15 protein-coding genes are annotated in these 22,551 nt (G+C 41.1%); 1 reads left to right on the top strand and 14 read right to left on the bottom strand.

Annotated features, from left to right (window positions below; translation table 11 throughout):
* The 4 genes from H5200_RS18850 to H5200_RS18865 form a co-directional block, all read right to left on the bottom strand.
* Positions 1–527 (bottom strand): hypothetical protein (locus H5200_RS18850; protein WP_182762196.1); only part of this gene is annotated, 527 nt, incomplete at its 3' end.
* A gap of 81 nt (positions 528–608) precedes the next feature.
* Positions 609–4,319 (bottom strand): DUF4132 domain-containing protein, encoded by a 3,711-nt coding sequence (locus tag H5200_RS18855; protein ID WP_182762198.1) that lies wholly within the window; start codon positions 4,317–4,319, stop codon positions 609–611.
* Between the two features lie 256 nt (positions 4,320–4,575).
* Positions 4,576–5,553, bottom strand: coding sequence for a porphobilinogen synthase (gene hemB / locus H5200_RS18860; protein WP_149983125.1), 978 nt, complete (start codon positions 5,551–5,553; stop codon positions 4,576–4,578).
* Positions 5,554–5,807: 254 nt separating this feature from the next.
* The gene (locus tag H5200_RS18865) at positions 5,808–6,104 is read right to left on the bottom strand and encodes a DUF4144 family protein (RefSeq protein ID WP_182717213.1); all 297 of its coding nucleotides are present in this window, start codon (positions 6,102–6,104) and stop codon (positions 5,808–5,810) included.
* A 79-nt stretch (positions 6,105–6,183) separates the two neighbouring features.
* On the opposite strand from H5200_RS18865, the gene H5200_RS18870 reads away from it, so the two are divergent.
* Positions 6,184–8,700, top strand: a complete 2,517-nt coding sequence (locus H5200_RS18870) for an EAL domain-containing protein (protein ID WP_182762199.1) — start codon at positions 6,184–6,186, stop codon at positions 8,698–8,700.
* On the opposite strand, the gene H5200_RS18875 is transcribed toward H5200_RS18870, so the two are convergent.
* From H5200_RS18875 to dnaG, 10 genes are all read right to left on the bottom strand, one after another.
* Positions 8,679–9,488: a DUF2797 domain-containing protein gene (locus H5200_RS18875; protein ID WP_149983115.1), complete on the bottom strand. Its 810-nt coding sequence runs from the start codon at positions 9,486–9,488 to the stop codon at positions 8,679–8,681. The two genes, H5200_RS18870 and H5200_RS18875, sit on opposite strands and share 22 nt — an antisense overlap.
* A gap of 67 nt (positions 9,489–9,555) precedes the next feature.
* Complete coding sequence (locus tag H5200_RS18880) at positions 9,556–12,075, bottom strand: EAL domain-containing protein (protein ID WP_182762201.1); 2,520 nt, start codon at positions 12,073–12,075, stop codon at positions 9,556–9,558.
* Between the two features lie 92 nt (positions 12,076–12,167).
* Complete coding sequence (purD, locus tag H5200_RS18885) at positions 12,168–13,451, bottom strand: phosphoribosylamine--glycine ligase (protein WP_182762204.1); 1,284 nt, start codon at positions 13,449–13,451, stop codon at positions 12,168–12,170.
* A 14-nt stretch (positions 13,452–13,465) separates the two neighbouring features.
* Positions 13,466–14,284 carry a class I SAM-dependent methyltransferase gene (locus H5200_RS18890; RefSeq protein ID WP_182717209.1) on the bottom strand — a complete coding sequence of 273 codons (819 nt, stop codon included), beginning with the start codon at positions 14,282–14,284 and terminating at the stop codon, positions 13,466–13,468.
* Positions 14,285–14,392: 108 nt separating this feature from the next.
* A complete protein-coding gene (purH, locus tag H5200_RS18895) occupies positions 14,393–15,979 on the bottom strand; it encodes a bifunctional phosphoribosylaminoimidazolecarboxamide formyltransferase/IMP cyclohydrolase (protein WP_182717208.1) in 1,587 nt (528 codons plus the stop codon).
* Between the two features lie 211 nt (positions 15,980–16,190).
* On the bottom strand, positions 16,191–16,481 hold the full coding sequence (gene fis, locus H5200_RS18900; protein WP_002957804.1) for a DNA-binding transcriptional regulator Fis: 291 nt from the start codon (positions 16,479–16,481) through the stop codon (positions 16,191–16,193).
* A gap of 20 nt (positions 16,482–16,501) precedes the next feature.
* Positions 16,502–17,473 (bottom strand): tRNA dihydrouridine synthase DusB, encoded by a 972-nt coding sequence (dusB, locus tag H5200_RS18905; protein WP_179959235.1) that lies wholly within the window; start codon positions 17,471–17,473, stop codon positions 16,502–16,504.
* Between the two features lie 281 nt (positions 17,474–17,754).
* Positions 17,755–18,636 carry a 50S ribosomal protein L11 methyltransferase gene (gene prmA, locus H5200_RS18910; protein WP_149983109.1) on the bottom strand — a complete coding sequence of 294 codons (882 nt, stop codon included), beginning with the start codon at positions 18,634–18,636 and terminating at the stop codon, positions 17,755–17,757.
* Positions 18,637–18,704: 68 nt separating this feature from the next.
* Positions 18,705–20,546, bottom strand: a complete 1,842-nt coding sequence (gene rpoD / locus H5200_RS18915; protein WP_145234798.1) for an RNA polymerase sigma factor RpoD — start codon at positions 20,544–20,546, stop codon at positions 18,705–18,707.
* Positions 20,547–20,677: 131 nt separating this feature from the next.
* Positions 20,678–22,432 carry a DNA primase gene (dnaG, locus tag H5200_RS18920; protein WP_149983108.1) on the bottom strand — a complete coding sequence of 585 codons (1,755 nt, stop codon included), beginning with the start codon at positions 22,430–22,432 and terminating at the stop codon, positions 20,678–20,680.
* Positions 22,433–22,551: the final 119 nt, after the last annotated feature.

Here is a 22,551-nt window from a genome sequence, read left to right on the forward strand (position 1 = left end):
TACTCTGCTGCGACATACTTGTTATTACGCTCTAATATAAAAGCATCAATATACCAGCTAGGTAATTGATATACCCTTAATAATTCCAGCAGTGTGTTTCGATTGGGTAATTGCTCTACAGATGACGCTGTATGCGTTTTAAATTTCCTGCTCAGGAAGTTTAGAAGATAGGCAAACCAGTTATCAAAGCTTGAAAGTACATGGCTAAACGCATCAAAATAGGGCTCGTTAAAACAGGCAACGACTAAACCTAAGCGATGCAAAAAGTCCAGTTGCTGGCTTTGAATAGACATGAGTACTTGCCACATCGCTTCTGCTGCTTCCCAGTCATAGCAACCAGGTGCCTGTTTACTTTTTGTATCGGGAAGCTGTGCTAAAGTAGTTAAACAACGGGGATTTTCCCCATGTAATAAGTAATGTGCAACGTTATGAGCGAGACCTGATTCTGCTATTTCATAGCCTTTACAGGCAAGAGTTAATAGCTCAGCAATGTCTGTGTTCGGAGGCGTGTTTAACGTATTAAGCATAAAACGTCCTTGCTAGATAGATCATCTTGATTTCTAAACGCTGGCCATCGTTAATGTGGCCAGCATTTACTGTTATAGCGGCTAATTAAACGGTAGCTTTTGCTGCCACAGTGGATCTGCATGACACTTTTTCGCCACCTCTTCGTAATCCAAGGCGATAGCGTTAAGCAGATTAGCAGGGACTTGAGTAAGCGGTAATGCATCATAGCGGTTCCAGCCACGTGCTTTTGGATTAAATTGCCATACTGTGATGCTATAAATAGCTGCAGAAACATTCTCTTCGGGGACACAGTTACCACTGAAGTCAAATTGAACTCTAAGTCCTAATTGATCAAACAGTTTATAGTAATGATCAAAAAATCCTGCGTCTTCTGGGTCGCCTTGCTTGTAGTCTTTTTTGGTCAATAAGCTGCGTAGTGTGAAGGTATCAGTCATCAAGCCTTTATGATGATCCAATGCTAACTGTTCTGCAGCTATATTTACTTCAAGCGACTTGAGTTGCTCAAACAGCGGTTTAATTTTGTAATCTTTTAAGTGGGCCTGCCAAGCTTGGCTTGCTTCACTATTGAGTTGATTACCACTTAGCAAGCGGATAGTGGCCTGGGCTGGTAATTCAATTTCATCATCTTCTGTATCAATGAGTGCGCCATCTTCTGTGGGGCGAAAACTGTGCCAACCATCATCAAGCTGTACTTGCCAAAGCGTACGTTGCAGTAAACGAAACATGATAGGATGCTGATGTAAATATTCTTGCCAGTCGCTTGCAGGCCAATGACGCTCAGTAACCATAGACTCATATAGACGACTAGTTTGTTGCGTTATTACCTGTTTTAGCTCTTTTTTACAGCTGCTAAACCATTTTTTAGTTTCGCTGATGGCTGCATCGTCATCATCTTTACGCGCTTGCGGCAGTGACTTAAGCACCTTGCCTTCTTCGTTGAGTAGTTGAAATTTAAGATCATCGCTTAGCTGGAGTTGCAGCGTACGCTGACCTAAATTAAAAGGTGTTGGCCCTTGCGTGTTTTCAAAGCCTGCAGTTTGAATAGTACGATCGCCTAGTTCATCGGTCGTCCAGCCGTTTCGCTGGGCAATTTTATCAACTAACTGACGTGCTAACTCTTGGATTGATTTGGTGCGGTAACGTCGCGATAACGACAGCATAAATTGAATAATTATCGGATCATTAATATTGGCGATAGCACTCAATATTGCTTCAATCTGCGCACGACGTACATAATACTGCTTCATGTAGGGTTGTAGTAGGGCTAAAAGCTCATTCGGTTTACCGCCAATAATTAAGGCGAGCAAACCTTTTTCTTTAATAGCACTACCTAATAGCTCTGACTTTTTCTGTTTGTAACACGCATTATATGCATCTTCCAAAGTATGCGTTTTGTACTGTTTCCCCCATTCACTTTGAGCCCAACGTTGATACATATCAAACTCTTGCTGCTTATGAGCTTGGGCGTATTCATGCGCTTGTTGCTCGGTGGGGCAAAGTGTATCTTGGGTGATAAATGCTGATAATAAACAGTGAGCGAGTTGTGCTTGGCTATTATCATCAAGCAGTGATAAATACAAATGTAGCAAGTTACTGCCTTCAGGCTGTTTTAGTTTAACGGCGAGCACACACCACCAATAAATAATATCAGTGTCGACTGCTTCACCATTAACAAATTTACAGCTAGGTAGCCTATCTCGTTGCAGCCAAAGCATATTTTTAGGCACTGCTTTTTGAAGCCCTGCAGTTGCTTCTTCAGCCAATGCAGTTGGTGAGGTAAATTCACTAATATCACCGCCACATTGCTGCAAGGCATCTAACATTTGCGCACGAATTGCGGTATCTTTTTCTTTTCTAATTGCTTGTTGTAGTGCTGGTTGGGCATCACTGAGCGCCAGTGTTTGCAGCCATTTTGCTGCAATACTACGAGTATCATTGCCGCTTGATAGTAATTTTTTGCTGACTCGCTCAACAACGATGCCATGCTTTTGTGCGGTCGTTTGGGCCGTGAAGCGCACTGATTTTCGACTATCAAACGCTAATTGATAGATGCGTTGTAACCAATGGGGAGGAAGTTTAGGAAAATCAGCTAATAAAGCCAGCGTCTGGTTGATAACCATATAGTTATCCTTGGAGTCGAGGCGATCGATAATCGTTGGCTTTGTGCCATCTCCTTGCTGGATGAGCTTTGTGTATAGGCCATCAAGTGCGTAATCTATTGTTTCTGGGTACTCGGCGAATAAGGGCCACACATCAATTGATTCTAACGCCAATGGGCGAGTACCCAACTCTTCACCATGGGAACTTACAAGTATGTTCGTTAAGTCACAAACGCTAAAATTAAATTCTGCTAGTAATGGCAGTAATTGGCGAACATCGCTAAGATTCTCTTGCAGTAATTTGCTCGTATTGGCTGTATTTAACAGATTATTAATGTGCCATCTACCAATTTTCTGCAGTTGAAAAAAATGTGCTATTGCAATGTTTGGCTGTTTGAGTAATTTAGCTTCATCGATAATGTCATAAAAGATGTCATTACCAAGCTTTTGACCTTGTTCTAGAGCGTTTAAAGCTTGAACAACATCATCTTTAGTGATCGTTTTATATACCGCAAGCTCTTCTTTTTCACGCTCTATCGCCTTTGCCCAGTAGCTGCCGGGTGCTTCGGGCTTGCTGTTTTTTATATATCGTTCAGAACGCGCAATTAGCTTTTCTAAGCTTTGCATACAGTCTTCAACCCAATGCGCTGGGAAATCACCGTGAAAGTTCACGTTTGTGTATGCAGGCAACTGCCAATCAAAGTTGTCGCTTTGCTGCTTTAACTGATATTGCTCAATGGCGAGTGTAAGTTTAGTGTGTACTGATGCTGTTTTTTCAGTGGCTTGCCATGTTTCAAGTAATGTTAATGCATTACTACACTCAACCACACTGCTTATCCAGTGAGTTCGTGTGCTTGCATTAGCCTTTTCATAATGTTCAGAGAAAAACTCAAGGCATTGTGCATCATCGATTTTACGGATCACACTGTTCGCTGACAGACGCACCTGACTGGACTTATCAGCGCTAAGCTGTGCTAAAAACGGTAATAACGAAGTTGGAATTACCGGCTGCTTAAGTAGAAACTGGCAAAGCGTATTACGACCGCTGGCATCGATTTTTTGTAGTTGTTGGCATTTTTCAGGTGTTGAACAAATCGTTATCCAATCACTATTAGCTAGCAAATGATCTGGATAGATAAGGCCTCTTTGTGCATAGGAGCGCTCAAGAATATAGGCATCAATATACCATAGGGGTTGGTCATACGTTTCTAGCAGCGTAAGCAGTTCATCACGACTAGGGAATTGAGTTGCCTTGGTGTCATATTCAAAATCAGTGTGTTGGTTAAAATAAAACAGTAAGAAGGCAAACCAGCCTGTTAGTTTAGACTCCATATGATTTAAATAGTGATGCTTTGCAATCGCCTCTGTTACTAAACCTAAACGATGTAAAAAGTCGTTTTGATGGCCTGTAGCTGACTTTAAAACATGCTGCATGGCTACTAAAGAGCGTCTATCATACTCGCCATTATTATTTACCGAGTAGTGGCCTGGCAGTTGCGAATGGCGCGAATTAGGTAGTTGATTTAATATGTTAAGACAATCAGCTCCTTCTCCTGTTACTAAGTAATGAGCAACCTTAGCGGCTAAGCCTGTTTGCGTATGGTTATAGCCTTGGCAAGCAACTATTAATAAATCTTTGATGGTTATTTGTTTATCTTCACCGAAAAGCTTACTAGTAAATTTTTTGAACATAGTACTTCCTTGAGTATTCAAAGTTGTGGTGATTATTGACTCTTTTTATCGGTTATCTATGAGCAATATTTGTAAAAACACAGCAAACATTACTTATCCCCACTCTATAAAACAAGACAAATTATGATTTACGAGATCAAGTTTTGTTTTTTAATTTTTGCGCATGTAACACGTTAAGATATTTACGTAGGTTTAAACTAAGCCAATATAGGGTTAGCGTGTTCTAAAATGTTACATGCCCAAAAAGTGACAACGGTTATTCTTTTAACCACTGTGCAACTTGTTTTGTATAATAACTCACTATTAAATCAGCGCCTGCACGTTTGAAGCCGGTCAGTGTTTCAAATACCACTTTTTTTTCATCAAGGGCACCTGCTAATGCTGCAAATTTAATAGCGGCATACTCACCACCAACTTGGTAGGCAGCTAAAGGTAAGTTTGTTTTCTCTCTCAAGCTGCTAAGGACATCAAGATAGGGCGTGCCTGGTTTCACCATTAGAATATCAGCGCCTTCTTGTTCATCAAGAAGGGCTTCTTGAAGCGCTTGACGAATATTTGCGTAATCCATTTGATAGCCTTTGCGATCACCGCTTAATTCACAATCAACAGCAGCTCTAAATGGACCATAGAAAGATGAAGCAAATTTAATGGCGTGAGCTAAAATGGCAACATGTTCAAACCCTGCATTATCAAGGCCTGCTCGAATAGCTTTAACTTGACCATCCATCATCGCAGATGGGGCTAGCATATCGGCACCTGCTTTTGCTGCGCACACACTCTGCTTTACAAGATTAGCAACAGTTTCGTCGTTACAAACTTGATTATCTTCAACAACGCCACAGTGTCCATGATCTGTATATTCACAAAAACAAATGTCGGGTATTACCATCATCTCGGGGCATGTTTGTTTGATTGTTTTAATCATACGTGCCAGTAAACCATCATCGTGCCATGTATCACTGCCAACACTGTCTTTATGATGCGATATGCCAAAAGGCATAACATACTGAATTCCTAATCTATGCAGTTCAGTAATTTCTTGGGCTAATGCATGTTCAGGAATGCGCTGTATACCAGGCATAGTGGATATTTCTAGACTTTCAGTTAACGACTCTTCGATAAAAATAGGATGGATAAGATCGCCAATATTAAAATCAAATTCGCGTACTAACTGTCGCATTGCGTCACTGTGGCGAAGCCTGCGCATGCGTCTTGATAAATTAGGTGTACTCATTGCTATATGCCTTACTGAGCTGAGTATAACGAGATGTTTATAATATCATTTTTATCACTGTAAACGATATGCGTTAAATCAATATTAAAGGCGTGTTCATGATAGTAAGCTTTTTCTTTATTTGTAATAAATAAACTGTAATTACTAGGTTACCGGTGTAGAAGTCGCTGGTGGGGTTTGCTGTTCTTTATTGTTATCGCTGCCACCACAGGCGACTAAACTCATGGATAAAACGGCTGATGCAACTAAACGTGCTATTTTATTCCTAATAGATCAAATGCTTGGGAAGCTGTTAGGCTGGTTATTTTAGTTAAGCAGCAGTGTCCTTCTTGTGCTAAGTGCTGCGTTACTCTGCGAGCTAACTCTATGTTAGTCAGCGGTGTTGCAAGGTTAAATGCTAAATCAAAATATTCGCCTTGTTTATTCAATATCACACAGTGTTGCTGTTGTTCAGCGGTTAAACTGTGTAGATAGTCATTTAAATCCCGTTGTTCATTAATAATTTCTAGCTCGTTGTCACTACATATCAAGTAAGGGAAGTAAGTATGCATGTATTTATTGTCCTGTATCAAATAGCGCGAGCAATATAATAATATAATTATAGTTCGTATTATACTAAGGACGAATATTATGAAACAAACTCGCCACCCTCAACAGGTATCAGATATCTTTTCAAGCAAATTAGTATGTTGTTCCACCGATACCTCTTTAGTTGATGCTGTACGGTTGATGCAGGTTCATAATATAAGTGCAATTTTTATAAAAAAACGGCAAGAAATCGTTGGTATTTGGACTGAAGCAGATTGCATTAAACTAGATTTTACTGACAGCAACCTTAAACATATTGAAATTCAAAGCGTAATGAGTAGCCCGGTATTGAAAATCTCCTGTCAGCAATTACTGTGTGATGCCGCGCTTATTTTTTATCAACACAGTGTTCGTCATTTATTAGTTGTGGATGATGATGAGCTACCATGCGGCGTTATTAGTATTAGTGATATTGTACGTAATCAAGGGCTTGATCACTATTTACAATTTAGACCAATCAAAGAGCAATATCATAAAGATGTGTTAGTGGTACCTAGTTATTTGACGCTCAGTGAAGGCGTTGAAATGATGCGCGAGCGAACCGCCCAAGTTATTTTAGTGTATAACCAGCAGCAAGACGAACATGGCATTATCACCCAGCGAGATTTACTGCATTTGATCGTCGAACCCGATAGTAATGCGTCATGTTGGAGTTTTGCAAGTCGGCCCTTGTATCGGGTAAGCTCAAAAAGCAGTTTATTCGATGCATATCGGTTAATGTCTACTAACAATGTACGCCATTTAGTGGTCAGTGACGATTTGGAGATTAAAGGGGTGCTCGCCATTGAGCATCTTGTTAATGAAATAGAAAGCGCTTATTGCAGTGATCTTGAAAAAGTACTTGAACAACGTGATATGGATCTTCAGCATTCACAGCGTAATTTGTATCTCGCGAATAAAATAATTGATGCGTCACTTGATGGCATTATGATCACCCAACAAGATGGTGTGATCATGCAAGTTAATCCTGCTTTTACCGCCCTTACTGGCTATCAAGAATATGAAGTGGTCGGCAAACACCCTAGAATTCTAAGCTCCGGAAAGCACGGTAAAAATTTCTACGTAAAAATGTGGCAATCCATTACCCAAACTGGTGTGTGGCAAGGGGAAATATGCAATCGTAAAAAAAATGGTGATTTGTATGTTGAATGGCTAACTATTATTGCTATCCGCGAGCCAAATGATGATGAGCTAGTGTATGCGGCGATTTTTAGCGATATCACTGAACGTAAAACTGCAGAAGACAAAATCGTTCAGTTAGCTTATTTTGATGAGCTAACTGGCTTGCCTAATAGGCGCTTATTTAATGACAGGTTAACTATGGCATTAGCTGCTGCACATCGTAATAATGACATGTTAGCAGTGATGTTTATTGACCTAGATCGGTTTAAGGAAATCAATGATAGCTTAGGGCATAGCGCTGGGGATGAGTTATTAAAAATGGTGGCAATACGGCTGCAAAACGTATTATGTGAAGGTGATACTTTAGCACGTTTAGGTGGCGACGAATTTGTGGTGCTGTGCGAGATTGAAGACATTAGCGCTGTGATTAGTTTAGCCGATCAAATTTTAAATAACTTAAACACTCCTTTTCAGCTCGAAGGGCTTGAGGTAGGCGCGACAGCATCAATCGGTGCAGCGGTCTATCCTGATGATGGTCTCGATAGTGAAACTTTACTAAAACATGCTGATATTGCCATGTATCGCTCTAAAGAAGTGGGTAGAAACTCATTTCAGTTATTTAAAGCATCGATGAATGCACGCTCTTTAGAGCGCTTGGCGATGATGAGCCGGTTTCAATATGCGCTCGAAAATGATGAATTTGAACTATATTTTCAGCCTAAACAGTGTTTAAGAAGTAAAGCTATCAAAGGTGTTGAAGCACTCTTACGTTGGCAAGATCCCGCGCTTGGCATAATATCGCCTGCACAGTTTATTCCATTGGCGGAAGAACTCGGTCTAATTGTAAAGCTGGATCTCTGGGTGCTCAATAATGCAGGCATGCAATTGGCATTATGGCAACAACAAGGAATAACGGCTGGTCGGTTGGCAATTAATATCTCAGCTTGCCATCTTAGTCAGGGAAGTTTATCAAGTAACGTTGAAAAAATGCTCCAGCGCTATAATTTATCGGGAAATTGTCTTGAAATAGAGTTAACTGAAAGTAGTTTTATTAGCTCGTTTAGTCAGGCGAAAAGAGAGTTGTGGCAACTTAAAAAAATGGGCATACAGATTGCGCTAGATGACTTTGGTACCGGCTATTCGGCACTGAGTTACCTTACAAAATTACCCATAGATACATTAAAGATAGATGCCAGCTTTATTGCTAAAGTACCCGATGAATACGGTAATAGTGAGATTGTTGCCGCGATAGTGGCAATGGCGAATAGTCTTAATTTACAAGTTATCGCTGAAGGGGTTGAAAAGCTTGCCCAGTATAGTTACTTATTGGATTTAGGCTGCGATGTGATCCAAGGCTATTACTATTGCCGCCCGTTAACGCAGCGGCAATGGTTTGAATTTTATCAGCTGCAAAATCAACCTACGGTGATATCGTAAGAAGTAAATTTACGAATGTTGATAACGCCAGTATCAAAGATCAAGTACTGGCCTTTAATACCGTTTAAAATACCACTGACGACCGGTTCTTTATCAAAATTAAATGAACTGATTTTGGTTGGGTAGGTAGTAACTGGAAACTCTAATTCAACCACTTCTTCATCAAGTTGTTCTATCGCTGTAGCACCAAAGAGCTCTGCAAGTTCATTTAGTTTATCGGCAATTTGTGGAATAAGTTCTGCCGCAGCAGCTTTTAAATCAAGGACATCGCTTTGTCCTTTGAGCATATTACGCCAATTGGTTTTATCGGCAATAAATTGTGCTAAGGCAACTTCAACTAATCCTGATTGTAAGCGCGTTTGTACTTTGAATATTGGCAGTGCTTGCGTTGCACCTTGGTCAATCCAGCGGGTTGGAATTTGTGTATGACGGGTGATCCCCACTTTCAGCCCTGACGTGTTCGCAAGATAGACATAATGTGGGATCATACAGTTTTCTTCGCCCCACTGTGGCTCACGACAAGTACCTTGGTCAAAGTGACATGTTTCAGGTTTCATAATGCACATATCGCAGCTAGCAAGCTTACGCATACATACAAAACAATGACCTTGCGAGTAACTTTTTTTGGTTTTTTTACCGCAGCTAGAACATACAATAGCGCCATTAAAAGTCAGTGTAAGTTGCTTGCCAATATAGGCATTAAGATCGACCAACTCATCACCCACAGGCAAATGATACTGAATCGGTTGTGTTAGCGATGATTTTAATTTTTTGATAGTGCCTTGCATCTTTACGCCCCTAAAGATGTGAAAAAGAGGATTCTATCAGTAATCCTTAAACATGTGGCAATTTTACTTAATTAGCTTGTTTATTTTCAGCTAACCACAGCAAATAGTCATCCACAGCGATGGCTTTGGAGTAATAGTAGCCTTGCCCGTAGTCTGCCCCCATGGCCTTTAAAAGTTGTTGTGTTGTGACATCTTCAACTCCCTCGACGGTAACTTTTAAACCCAAACTATGCGCCATTTCTATCGCAGCCTTAACAATTACTCGATTAGCACTGTGAGTAGGGAGACCTATAATAAATGATTTATCTACTTTTAAGGTTGAAAAGTTGTAGCTAACAAAACAATTTAGTGACGAATAGCCAGTGCCAAAATCATCTAAAATCACTTCAATACCAAGGCGGGTTAATTGTTCAACTAAGCTAATCATTTGCTGTTGGTTTGCAATTAAAGCTGACTCAGTAAGTTCAAATTTAAGTTGTTTAGCAGGAACGTTATGTTTGAGTAAAGTGTTTTCAATTTTCTCAATTAAATTATGGATCATTAAGTTTTTAGCACTTAAATTAACGCTTACTTTATGCTTAAAAAAACCTGCGTGATTAAACTTAGCGATATCTTGGCAAGCCTGATCGAGCACCCATAATGTAAGTTCATTGATAAGACCAGTACGTTCAGCTAATAGAATTAAAGCTTCAATATTGATTTGTTCATAAGGAGCATTAGGCCAGCGCAATAAGGCTTCACTGCCAATCGTTTGGCCGCTGCGTAAATCTATTTGTGGCTGATGATAAATAGTTAACTGGTTCGTTTTTAAGGCATTTTGGAATGCAGCCGCTAAGCTAATGTTCATAGTGACAGGCATTACTTTTGAGTGATTATTTGGATAGCTTGTTTGTGGCGCTTCGGTTAATGAAAAATAGCCATTTTGCAACCATGTATCAAAGCCACTTTCACCATCTAGGATACAATAACCCATTGCGTAGTTTAACTGTAAATCAAACCCTTGCACTGGATGATGCTTCGGTAAGCTTTTGCGGATTTTGGTTAATTTATCATGCAGTGATTGCGCACTTTGAGTTTTAATTGAAATGAATGCTAGCACACCGTTGCTCAAATCGGCAATCCGCGGATAGGTATCTAAATTGTTATCTAAATTGATAAACTCGCGCTCTTTACTCAGTTGCAGCTCAAGAGATTTAGCTATAGCAACAACGAGCTGACAGCTTTGAGTTTGATTTAAAATATGACTGAGAGAATTAAAATCAGTAATTCTAATTAAGCATAAGCTTGCTGTGCGCTGATTGAGCTGTAAAGTCATATAGGCTTGTTTTAGCATAGCACTGTTTAATAACTTGGTTTGTTCTGTATGAGTGGCGTGGTACAACGCCTTTTCTCGTTGATAGCGCACTCTATCGGCAAGCGCCATAGCCATTAAGATGACTTCACAAAGAATCGCAACCAAAAAAGCATGGCGGGTGGTGAAGCTATATTCTAATACGCCTGTTAGTTCTAAAGGTTGGATTGCAGCGCCAATGATCAGTGGGATCCACGAGATCATATAAAACTTAGCCCAACGAAAGCCGCTAAGTAGTTTGTTGTAAATTAAAATAATACAAACAATATAGAGTAATACCAACACAGCAAAAAATATTTGCGAAGAAATATATTCAACAATGAAAAAGCTGGCGAACCCTAAAACGAACATTAAGCCCAATAGTATTAGGCTTAGTTTATAGCGCCAGCATTTATCTTTATGATAACGTAAAAACATAGTACAAAATGACAGCGTAAAAAATGCGATGGCGTAATTACTTACCACTATATGGAGGTTAAAAAGCTTTTGTAAGGATACTGGCCATAAGTAAAAACCAAAGCCTAATACCGAGCCCATTAGGATCAACGCTGACAGTATGTAGCCAATATAAATAAGATAAACCCGATCACGAATACCAAAATACAGTACTAAATTATATAAAGCCGCCATGATTAGTACGCCAACAAAAATGCCCCAGATAGCGGTTTGTGCACGGAGTAAATCTTTAAATTCAGCCTCGCCATATAAGTTAATTGGGGTTTTACTGATCCCTGTAGTGTCTATTTTTATGACCAAAAAACTCTGGTTTTGTGCGGCAACAGTAAATTCTATATGCGGTACACTGTATTCAAATAAGCTTAATCCTGTTTGCCGATCGCCTAAATTAAAGGTGTTAATTAACTGGCCTTGGTTATCGAGTTGATAAACAGTCAAATAATCAATCATCGGATTATCAAAGTGGGCGTAAAGCTCTTTTGATACTGCTGTCCTATTGTCTAACTTCATCAGCAGCCAATAGTTTTGAGATTTTAGCCCCCATGGAATGGTGTCAAAGGGCTCTGCAATACGTGAATTAGATTCGTCTAAAAATGCTGTAAGTGTTAATGATTTTGATGGATCTATGCGATAGCTTTGCGCTAAATAAACCGCAGCTGTTTTATTGATTGTATAGCGAGTAGGGGTGGCTAAATGATTCGCAAACGTATATACGATGAACAATAGTATGCTCAAAATAAACAATGCAATAATATGGTATTTAAATGGCTGTTGTTCCAAGGTGCTACTTATATGTAATACATCACGGTTTTAGTGTAGCACTAAAAAAGCGCAGATAAACTGCGCTTATTATTAATAGCTGCTGGTTAGACCTATTTTTCGCGAGCAATAGCGCGATAAGCAATATCTGTACGGTATTCCATACCTTGCCAGCTAATTTCATCAACTAGTTGGTAGGCACGTTGCTGCGCTTCGGTAACTGTGTTACCTAGCGCCGTTGCACATAATACTCGGCCACCGGCAGTCACTACGTTATCGCCGTCTTGCTTAGTACCCGCATGGAAGACTTTTTCGCCTTCTGGGTAGGTTACTTTCAAGCCACTGATTGCATCACCTTTTGGGTAGTTATCAGGGTAGCCTTTAGCTGCAAGTACCACACCCACTGCTGCGCGTGAGTCAAACTCAATCGTCGTTTTATCAAGTTCAACACGATTAGCTGCTTCAATCAGTTCAACTAAGTCAGACTGTAAACGAAGCATCATAGGTTGTGTTTCAGGATCACCAAAACGGCAATTGTATTCGATTACTTTAGGGGTCCCAGAGTCATCGATCATCAAACCAGCATAGAGGAAGCCAGTGTAAGGATGGCCTTCGCTTGCCATACCTTCTACTGTTGGGTAGATCACTTCGTTCATAATGCGCTGATGAATTTCATCGGTTACCACTGGCGCTGGTGAGTATGCCCCCATACCGCCAGTGTTCGGACCTTGATCGCCATTATAAGCGCGTTTGTGGTCTTGGCTGGTAGCAAAAGGTAATACGTTTTTACCATCAACCATCACGATAAATGAGGCTTCTTCACCTTCTAAGAACTCTTCGATTACCACGCGGCTGCCAGCTTCACCAAAAGCGTTACCGGCTAGCATATCGCGAATAGCATCTTCAGCCTCAACTTCAGTCATGGCAACAATGACGCCTTTACCTGCGGCAAGACCATCAGCTTTGATTACAATCGGCGCGCCTTTTTCTTTTAAATAAGCAAGCGCAGGGGCGATTTGTTCAAACGTTTGATAATCCGCAGTTGGGATAGCATGACGGGCTAAAAAGTCTTTAGTGAATGACTTAGAGCCTTCTAGTTGCGCAGCGCCTGCTGTTGGGCCAAAGATAGCTAAACCGTGTTCACGGAATTTATCTACCACGCCAAGTACTAATGGTACTTCAGGTCCAACAATGGTTAGCTCAACATTATTGTTTTGTGCAAAGCTAAGTAGGCCATCGAGATCTTCAACGTTAATGGCAACATTCTCAAGCTTGGGTTCAAGCGCTGTACCGGCATTACCTGGTGCAACATAAACAGTGTTTACTTTTGTATTTTGAGCGGCTTTGAACGCAAGTGCGTGTTCGCGGCCGCCGCTGCCAATGACTAATACATTCATGGCGAATATCCTATTTAAAGCGGTTTTTTAAATTTCAGCGTCATGCGGTCGCTTTCACCAATAGCTTTATATTTAGCGGCATCTTGCTCGCCAAGTTTAAGGCTTGGTGGAAGGGTCCATACACCCTGTGGGTGATCGGCTGTATCAAGTGAGTTTGCATTTATGTCACTGCTTGCTGCAAGTTCAAAGCCTGCTTGTTTAGCAAGTTCGATTACCACGCTTTGCTTCATATAACCTGATGACTTTTGCATTTCATCAGCTTGCGCTTCAGGTAGGCGATGCTCAACCACACCTAAAGTACCACCTGGTTTAAGTGCTTTGTAAAAAGACTTAAATGCATTAGCTGCGGCGTCTTTATCTTTGCTCATATACCAATTATGTACATTGCGGAAGGTTAACACCATGTCTGCGCTGCTCGCCGGGGCAATGTCTAAATGTGTTGAAGGGGCGAATTCAGTCAGCTTTACTTTATTGAATCGCTCATCTTCAGCAATTTTCTTTTTAAAGCCAGCTAGAGCTCGTTGGTAATAACCCACCGATGAGTCAGCAGGGAAATGCGCGGCATAATAAGTGCCTTGCTCTTTCAGTGCTGGCGCTAAAATTTCACTGTACCAGCCGCCGCCAGGCGCAATCTCAACAACAGTCATAGTTGGTTTAAAACCAAAAAACTCTAATGTTTCGACAGGGTGGCGGTATTGATCGCGATCACTGCTGCGCTCGCTTGATTTAACTGCATTATTTAATGCTGAATCATGGCCATGCTCATGGCTAATAGCCATAGTTGATGTCATCGCAAGGGTGGCAACAAGTAGAGATTTTAGTGCAAATTTCATCGTCTGTTCCTTCACATTATATTTTTAGAATAGGTTATAGAATAAGCAGAATACGTGAATTTGTAGCAAACAAAAAGAGCTAACTGATGCAGTTAGCTCTTTGTGTGATTAATGGCGGAAGTGACGCATGCCAGTAAACACCATTGCCATACCAGCTTCGTCAGCGGCAGCGATAACTTCTTCATCGCGCATTGAACCACCTGGTTGGATTACCGCAGTAATACCAGCCTCTGCAGCTGCATCAATACCATCACGGAATGGGAAGAACGCATCAGATGCCATTACTGAACCTTTAACTTCAAGGTTTTCATCAGCGGCTTTAATTCCGGCAATTTTAGCTGAGTAAACGCGGCTCATTTGGCCTGCGCCTACACCAATGGTCATACCGTCACGGGCATAAACAATGGCGTTTGATTTAACAAATTTAGCCACTTTCCAGCAGAATAATAAGTCTTTAAGTTCTTGCTCAGTAGGCTGGCGCTTAGACACAACCGTTAAGTCGCCTTGCGTTACCATACCTAAATCACGGTCTTGGATGAGTACACCGCCATTAACGCGTTTGATGTCATGACCTGTCGCTTTGCCTGACCATTGGCCACACTCTAGTAAGCGTACATTTTGCTTAGCCGAAATAATTTGTGCCGCAGCTTCTGATACTTTAGGCGCAATGATCACTTCAACGAATTGACGAGACACAATCGCTTCAGCGGTATCAGCATCAAGCTCTTGGTTAAAGGCGATGATGCCACCAAATGCTGACGTAGGATCGGTTTTGAATGCGCGATCATAGGCTTCAAGGATGTTGTCACCGATTGAAACGCCACAAGGGTTAGCATGTTTAACAATAACACAGGCTGGTACATCAAATTCTTTCACACATTCAAGAGCTGCATCTGTATCAGCAATATTATTGAAAGAAAGTGCTTTACCTTGCAGTTGTATGGCAGTTGCAACAGACGCTTCTTGAACGTCGTTTTCAACATAAAAAGCTGCATCTTGGTGTGAATTTTCACCGTAGCGCATGTCTTGTTTTTTAGTAAACTGCATATTGATAGTGCGTGGGAATTTAGTTTCCTCAGCTGCTTCATCAGTGTAATCAGCAACCATCTTACCGAAGTAGTTAGCAATCATGCCATCGTACTGCGCGGTGTGCTCGTAAGCTGCAATGGCAAGATCAAAACGTGTTTTGTATGTAGTTGAACCATTGTTGCTTTGCATTTCGCTGATCACGCGGTCGTAATCTTTGGCGTTTACTACAATAGTCACGTCTTTGTGGTTTTTGGCCGCAGCACGCACCATCGTTGGGCCGCCGATATCAATGTTCTCAATGGCATCTTCAAGGCTGCAGTTTTCTTGAGCGACTGTATTCGCAAAGGGGTATAAGTTAACTACAACGATATCGATAGCTGAGATGTTATGAGCGTCCATTACATCTTCATCTTGACCACGACGCGCTAAAATGCCGCCATGAATTTTTGGGTGAAGAGTTTTTACGCGACCATCCATGATCTCAGGGTGACCTGTGTGGTCAGATACTTCAGTGACTTTAATGCCGTTATCAGCAAGTAATTTACAAGTACCGCCAGTTGATAAGATGTCTACGCCTTGTGATTCAAGAGCGCGAGCAAATTCAACAATACCGGTTTTATCTGACACACTTAGTAGTGCGCGACGAATTGGACGATGTGTATCCATTGTAGTTTGATTACCTCAGTGTTTGAGCTAGCTTAGAAAGGCGCTATTTTAACTGAATATCGCTTAAAAAACGATATTTATACACAAGTCATTTGGGTATACAGAGTGAGGATTTTGCAATTAGACGCTTTTTTGAGGATTTTTAAAGATATAAAAAAAGCACCCGAAGGTGCTTTTTCAAACGAATGTTGTGATAAATCACAACACGGTATTAGTTCATGCCGTATTTCTTTAGTTTCTTACGTAAAGTACCGCGGTTGATACCTAGTAAGATTGCCGCACGTGTTTGGTTGCCACGTGTGTAAGTCATTACTTCTTCAAGTAATGGTGCTTCTAGCTCTGAAAGAACAAGGTCGTAAACGTCTTGCACATCTTGACCGTTAAGCTGTTTTAAATAGTGATGAACAGCTTTCTTCACTGCATCGCGTAATGGCTGCGGTTTCTCGTGTGACTGAACATGAGGGTTAGTGATAAATGGAGAAGTCACGTTTTGTTCGAACATTGTTTATATCTCTTTCTTTCTTAGTTAGCTGCTAGTGTTTTAAAGTATTGCTCTAATGTCTCGATTTGTGCCTGTGGATTATCGAGAGCATTAAATACTCGCCTAAACTGACCGTCACTGTCATGGGTTTGCAAATACCAAGATACATGTTTGCGAGCGATGCGCGCTCCCATTGGTTCGCCGTAAAACGCATGAAGGTTCACTAAGTGTTCCATCAAAATACCACGTACTTCCTCAATTGGAGGCACAGGTAAATGTTCACCGGTTCGCAAATAGTGGTCTATCTCCCTAAATATCCAAGGGCGACCTTGGGCGGCTCGACCAATCATAATGGCATCTGCACCCGTATAGTCCAAAACCTGTTTTGCTTTTTCAGGAGACGTTATATCTCCATTTGCAACGACAGGTATCGACACTGAACGTTTAATATCCCTAATAGTGGCGTATTCAGCTTCACCTTTGTACATACATGCGCGTGTACGCCCATGTACGGCCAATGAAGCTATGCCATAACGTTCAGCTATTCTCGCAATCTCGACACCGTTACGGTTGTCCTGATCCCATCCTGTACGGATTTTTAGTGTTACAGGTACATCAACAGCGCTAACCACTGCATCAATAATCTCTTCCACTAAATCAGGAAACTGTAATAGGGCTGAGCCTGCGAGTTTCTTGTTCACTTTCTTTGCTGGGCACCCCATATTTATATCTATGATCTGTGCACCATTAGTTACATTGAATTGTGCAGCCTGAGCCATAAGCTCGGGATCAGCTCCTGCGATTTGCACCGCACGTATTCCCGATTCACCACTATGATCCATACGGTTCATCGATTTCTCGGTTTTCCATACCAAAGGATTCGACGAGAGCATTTCAGACACGGCAAGCCCCGCACCTAAGCGGCGACAAAGTTGTCTAAATGGTCTATCAGTAATTCCCGCCATTGGCGCTACAATTACATTGTTCTCTAATTGGTATGTTCCGATACGCACTGTATTCAATAGGCCTCTTTTCAAGGGGCGCTAAGTTTACGGTTTTTTTTGCAAAAATCAAAGGCTATAAATTGAACAAAAGTGACTTTTTTTTGACTTTTGCGTATTGACATTTGATAACAGTTTGACGAATGGCTTTATTTGTGTGAATTTTATACAGAAGTAATTTGTGGTAAGAAATCATTCTGTTTTTTGGCGTGTAAATAATAGGTAAAGCCTGTTAATTACAGGCTTTACCTGAAGGTTTTACGTTAATACTCTAAATTGCCGATCCCAGTAAGTTAAGCTTTTTTTATGCCACTTACTCGTGTCCATTCACCTTCAACAGCGATATCATCAAGCGCTAAAAAAGGGGCATAAACATCTGCTACCGACTGCGCTTGTTCTTCTAAAATTCCCGACATGGCAATTTTACCACCTGGTTTTAACAAGCCTAATATCACACTGTGTAATTCACGCAGTGGCGCAGCTAAAATATTGGCCACCACGATATCGGCGCTAAACTCAGGCTGATTTTCTGGCAGGTATACTTCGAGTTTATCGGCAACGCCGTTACGCTGTGCGTTATCTAAGCTTGCTTCAAGGGCTTGAGGGTCTATATCGATGCCGATCATGCGCTCAGCGCCAAGTTTGATAGCTGCGATACCTAGAATTCCAGAGCCACAACCAAAGTCGACCACAGTTTTACCGGTCAAATCTTGGCTTTCAAGCCATTTTAAGCACAAAGCGGTGGTAGCATGAGTGCCAGTGCCAAAAGCAAGGCCAGGGTCAAGCAGTACATTGACGGCATCAGGATCGGGAATATCACGCCAGCTTGGGCAGATCCATAGTTTTTCACCAAACTGAATTGGGTGGAAGTTATCCATCCATTCACGTTCCCAGTCTTTGTCTTCAAGTTGCTCTATTTTGTACACTAAGGTGTCTTTTAACTCATCATGGCGCTGTAATAGAGCTATCACCGCATTCATATCGTGGTTAGCTTCGAATAAACCAATTACAGTCGTGTCAGCCCAAAACACCACAGTGCCGATTTTTGGTTCGTAAATAGGGGTGTCTTTAGCATCAATAAAGGTAACAGACGCACTACCTGCCTCCATTAATAGATCACTTACTGCATCTGCGGTTGCAGCATTAGCATTGATACGGATTTGGATCCAAGCCATAATTATTTCCTGTAAATAGAAAAAAGGCCGCTACAGCGGCCTTTTAAATTTAAATCTGTATTTGCTAATTACTTAGCATCTAAGAAGCTTTTCAATAAGTCAGAGCGTGAAGGGTGGCGTAATTTACGTAGTGCCTTCGCTTCGATTTGACGAATACGCTCACGCGTTACGTCAAACTGCTTACCTACTTCTTCTAGGGTATGGTCGGTATTCATATCGATACCAAAACGCATACGCAATACTTTAGCTTCGCGGGCTGTTAAGCCAGCAAGCACATCATTGGTAGCGCCACGAAGAGATTCCATTGTTGCCGAGTCGATTGGCGAATCAATAGTGGTATCTTCGATAAAGTCACCTAAGTGCGAATCTTCATCATCACCGATTGGCGTTTCCATTGAAATTGGCTCTTTAGCAATCTTAAGTACCTTACGGATTTTATCCTCAGGCATCATCATGCGTTCTGCTAATTCTTCTGGATTTGGCTCACGACCCATTTCTTGCAGCATTTGACGAGAAATACGATTAAGTTTATTAATCGTTTCAATCATATGCACCGGAATACGGATTGTACGCGCTTGGTCGGCGATAGAGCGGGTGATTGCTTGACGGATCCACCACGTAGCATAAGTTGAAAACTTATAACCACGGCGATATTCAAACTTATCAACAGCTTTCATCAAACCAATGTTACCTTCTTGGATTAAGTCCAAAAATTGTAAACCACGGTTGGTGTATTTTTTCGCAATTGAGATCACAAGACGTAAGTTAGCTTCAACCATTTCTTTTTTCGCACGGCGCGCTTTTGCTTCACCAATGCTCATACGACGGTTGATGTCTTTAATACGCTCAATGCTTAAACCTGTGCTTTCTTCGATTACACATAGTTTATTAATACAGCGGATGATTTCTGGTTTGATTTCTTCTAATTTTGCAGAATGTTTTTCATTCGCAGCAATCTCAAGATCAATCCATGCAGCATCAGTTTCATTATTAGCAAAGTGCTTAACAAAAGTTTTCTTCGGTAACTTAGCGATTTGTACAGCTTGTTTCATGACGATACGTTCTTGAACACGAACTCTGTCCATCATTTCACGCATGTTGTTAACCATACGATCAAACTGTTTCGGCACTAGTTTAAAGGTTTTAAACAGCTCACCAATCTCAAAAATCGCAGCTTGCGATTCTGGATGTGAACGGCCTTTACTATCAAACGTGTCGCGCGCTTTATTATAAAGATCACGAAGATTTTCAAAGTGAACACGAGCCTCTTCAGGATCTGGGCCAGTATCTACTTCTTCTTCGTCTTCATCATCGCTATCAGTATCATCGTCATCTTCATCATCAAGTTCTTTTTCGCTTAATTCAGAACCGATATGGGTAGCAGAGATTGGCGCAGCATCTTCATTAGGATCGAAGAAACCAGAGATAATGTCGCTTAAGCGCATTTCTTCTGCTTCAAACTTATCCCATTGCTCAAGTAGGTATGTAATTGCTTCAGGGTATTCTGCAACCGAGATTTGTACTTGGTTGATCCCTTCTTCAATACGCTTAGCGATAACAATTTCGCCTTCACGGGTAAGCAATTCAACAGTACCCATTTCACGCATGTACATACGAACCGGATCCGTTGTACGGCCGATTTCTTTATCTACAGTAGCAAGCGCAGCGGCTGCAGCTTCCGCTGCGTCTTCATCTGTTGTTGTTTCTTGCATCATCAATTCATCGGCATCAGGCGCGTTTTCGCTAACCTTGATACCCATATCATTGATCATACTAATGATATCTTCTACTTGATCTGAATCGATAATATCTTGTGGAAGGTGATCATTAACTTCTGCAAAAGTTAAGTAACCTTGCTCTTTACCTTTTTGAATCAGAAGTTTTAATTGTGACTGAGGAGTTGGATCCATAGAGATTGTTTCTTCCACTCTGATAAGTTGATACAACAGGCGCCAGCTTGCTTATTTATTAAGCCAAGCTAAGTATTATTTGACGCAGTGAATAGCACAGTATAACAGCATAATTCATTTTTGACTAGCTGTTAGTGTCTTTTCGACCCTTTTAACGCTTGAGTAAGGGCTAAACATTCTAGTCTTTCTTCACTCGTAAGTCCTTGGGTCTTGTCTTTTATTAATAAGGTCTCGAGTCGATAATTTAAACACTGATCTTCAATAAATCTGAAAGTATTTTTAAATTCGTCCTCTAAACGGTCGTCATTGATCTCATGACGCCAAGTAGCGAGCTTAATGAGCGCCTCGTACTCGGGTGTTTCTCGAAATGATTCAATTAATTGCGCTGTAGTAATGTCACTTTTTTGTAAAGCGCAATGTTGCAACCTAATAAGCAAGGCGATACCGGCAATATTCATTTGTGCTAAATCAGCTAAATAAGGCACTGTATTGGCTAATTTAGGGTGCTGAATTAGTAACCCAATTGCGCGACGCATTGGCGTAATTTTAAATTTTCGCTCAATCGCATGCTGCTGTTTAGGTGTTTTTAAGCGATTGTTTAACTGCTCTTTAGTGCGGCCTATTAATCGACCTAAGTGCTCTAATAAGTTTTCTTGATAAAACTGACTAGGGATTTTCTCAACCAACGGAAGCACAGCACTAAGAAGCTTAGCTTTACCTGCATCGGTAGTTAAATCAATCTCTTGGCTGAGTTTATTAAATAGCACTTTAGTAAAATCATCGGCTTGAGATAAACGTAGTTCAAACGCTTCTTTGCCTTCTTTTTGTACTAATGAATCGGGATCTTCACCGTCTGGTAAAAATACAAACAGTAGCGCTTTGCCATCATTTAAATAGGGCAGGGCATTTTCGAGTGCACGCCAAGCGGCATCTCGGCCAGCGCGGTCACCATCATAACAACAAATTACCCGGTCAGTGGTTCTAAACAATGTATGCATGTGTTCAGTGGTGGTGGCAGTACCAAGCGCAGCTACCGCATATTCAATACCTTGCTCGCTCAGTGCCACAACATCCATATAGCCTTCCACTATGAGTACATGGTCGAGCTTTTTATGCGCTTGTTTTGCTTCATATAATCCATATAGTTCAAAGCCTTTATGGAAGATGCGGGTTTCTGGCGAGTTTAAATATTTAGGTCCTTGATCCGCTTGCATCACACGGCCACCAAAGGCAATAACACGACCACGTTTATCACGAATAGGGAACATTAAGCGATCACGAAAGAAGTCAAATTGGCGGCCTGGGGTTTTCTCTGAGGCCAGCTTTAGCTCAACTAATTGCTCTTTTTGTTCTTTATTGCGGCCAAGTTGTTGGCAAAGGCCTTCCCATTCACTGGGGGCATAACCAATCATAAACTTTTTAACTGTTTCGCCACTTAGGCCTCGGCCTTTGACATAGTCTATTACGGTTGCTGAATTAGCATGATGTTTTAACTGGTGTTGATAAAAACGCGCACTATGGAGCATTAAATCGTAATCTGAGCGTTTTTGTTCTGCCGTACGCTCTGGACCATTACTGGTGCCTTGCTCGCGGGGAACATCGAGATTTAGGATGCTTGCAAGTTCTTCAATGGCATCAACAAATTCAAGCTTGTCGTATTCCATAACAAATGAAATAGCGTTGCCGTTCGCACCACAACCAAAGCAATGATAAAACTGTTTGTCTTGAGATACGGTAAATGATGGAGATTTTTCGTTATGAAAAGGGCAACAGGCTTGGTAATCTTTGCCCGCTTTTTTTAAGCCAACTTTGGAGTCAATTAGCTCAACAATATCGGTTCTGGCAAGTAAATCATCTATAAAATTACGTGGGATCTTTCCAGCCATTAGTAAAGTGTAGTCCTGAGATAAATAGAAAATAAGGTGAACGAAATATCAGATAATTTAGTTCTACAATTTAGATTTGAACACAAATGCTATTTTTATTAAAGCGAAAAACGAAGAAA

It is taken from the genome of Pseudoalteromonas sp. SG43-7, assembly GCF_014164295.1.
GTDB classification, from domain to species: Bacteria; Pseudomonadota; Gammaproteobacteria; order Enterobacterales; family Alteromonadaceae; genus Pseudoalteromonas; species Pseudoalteromonas rhizosphaerae.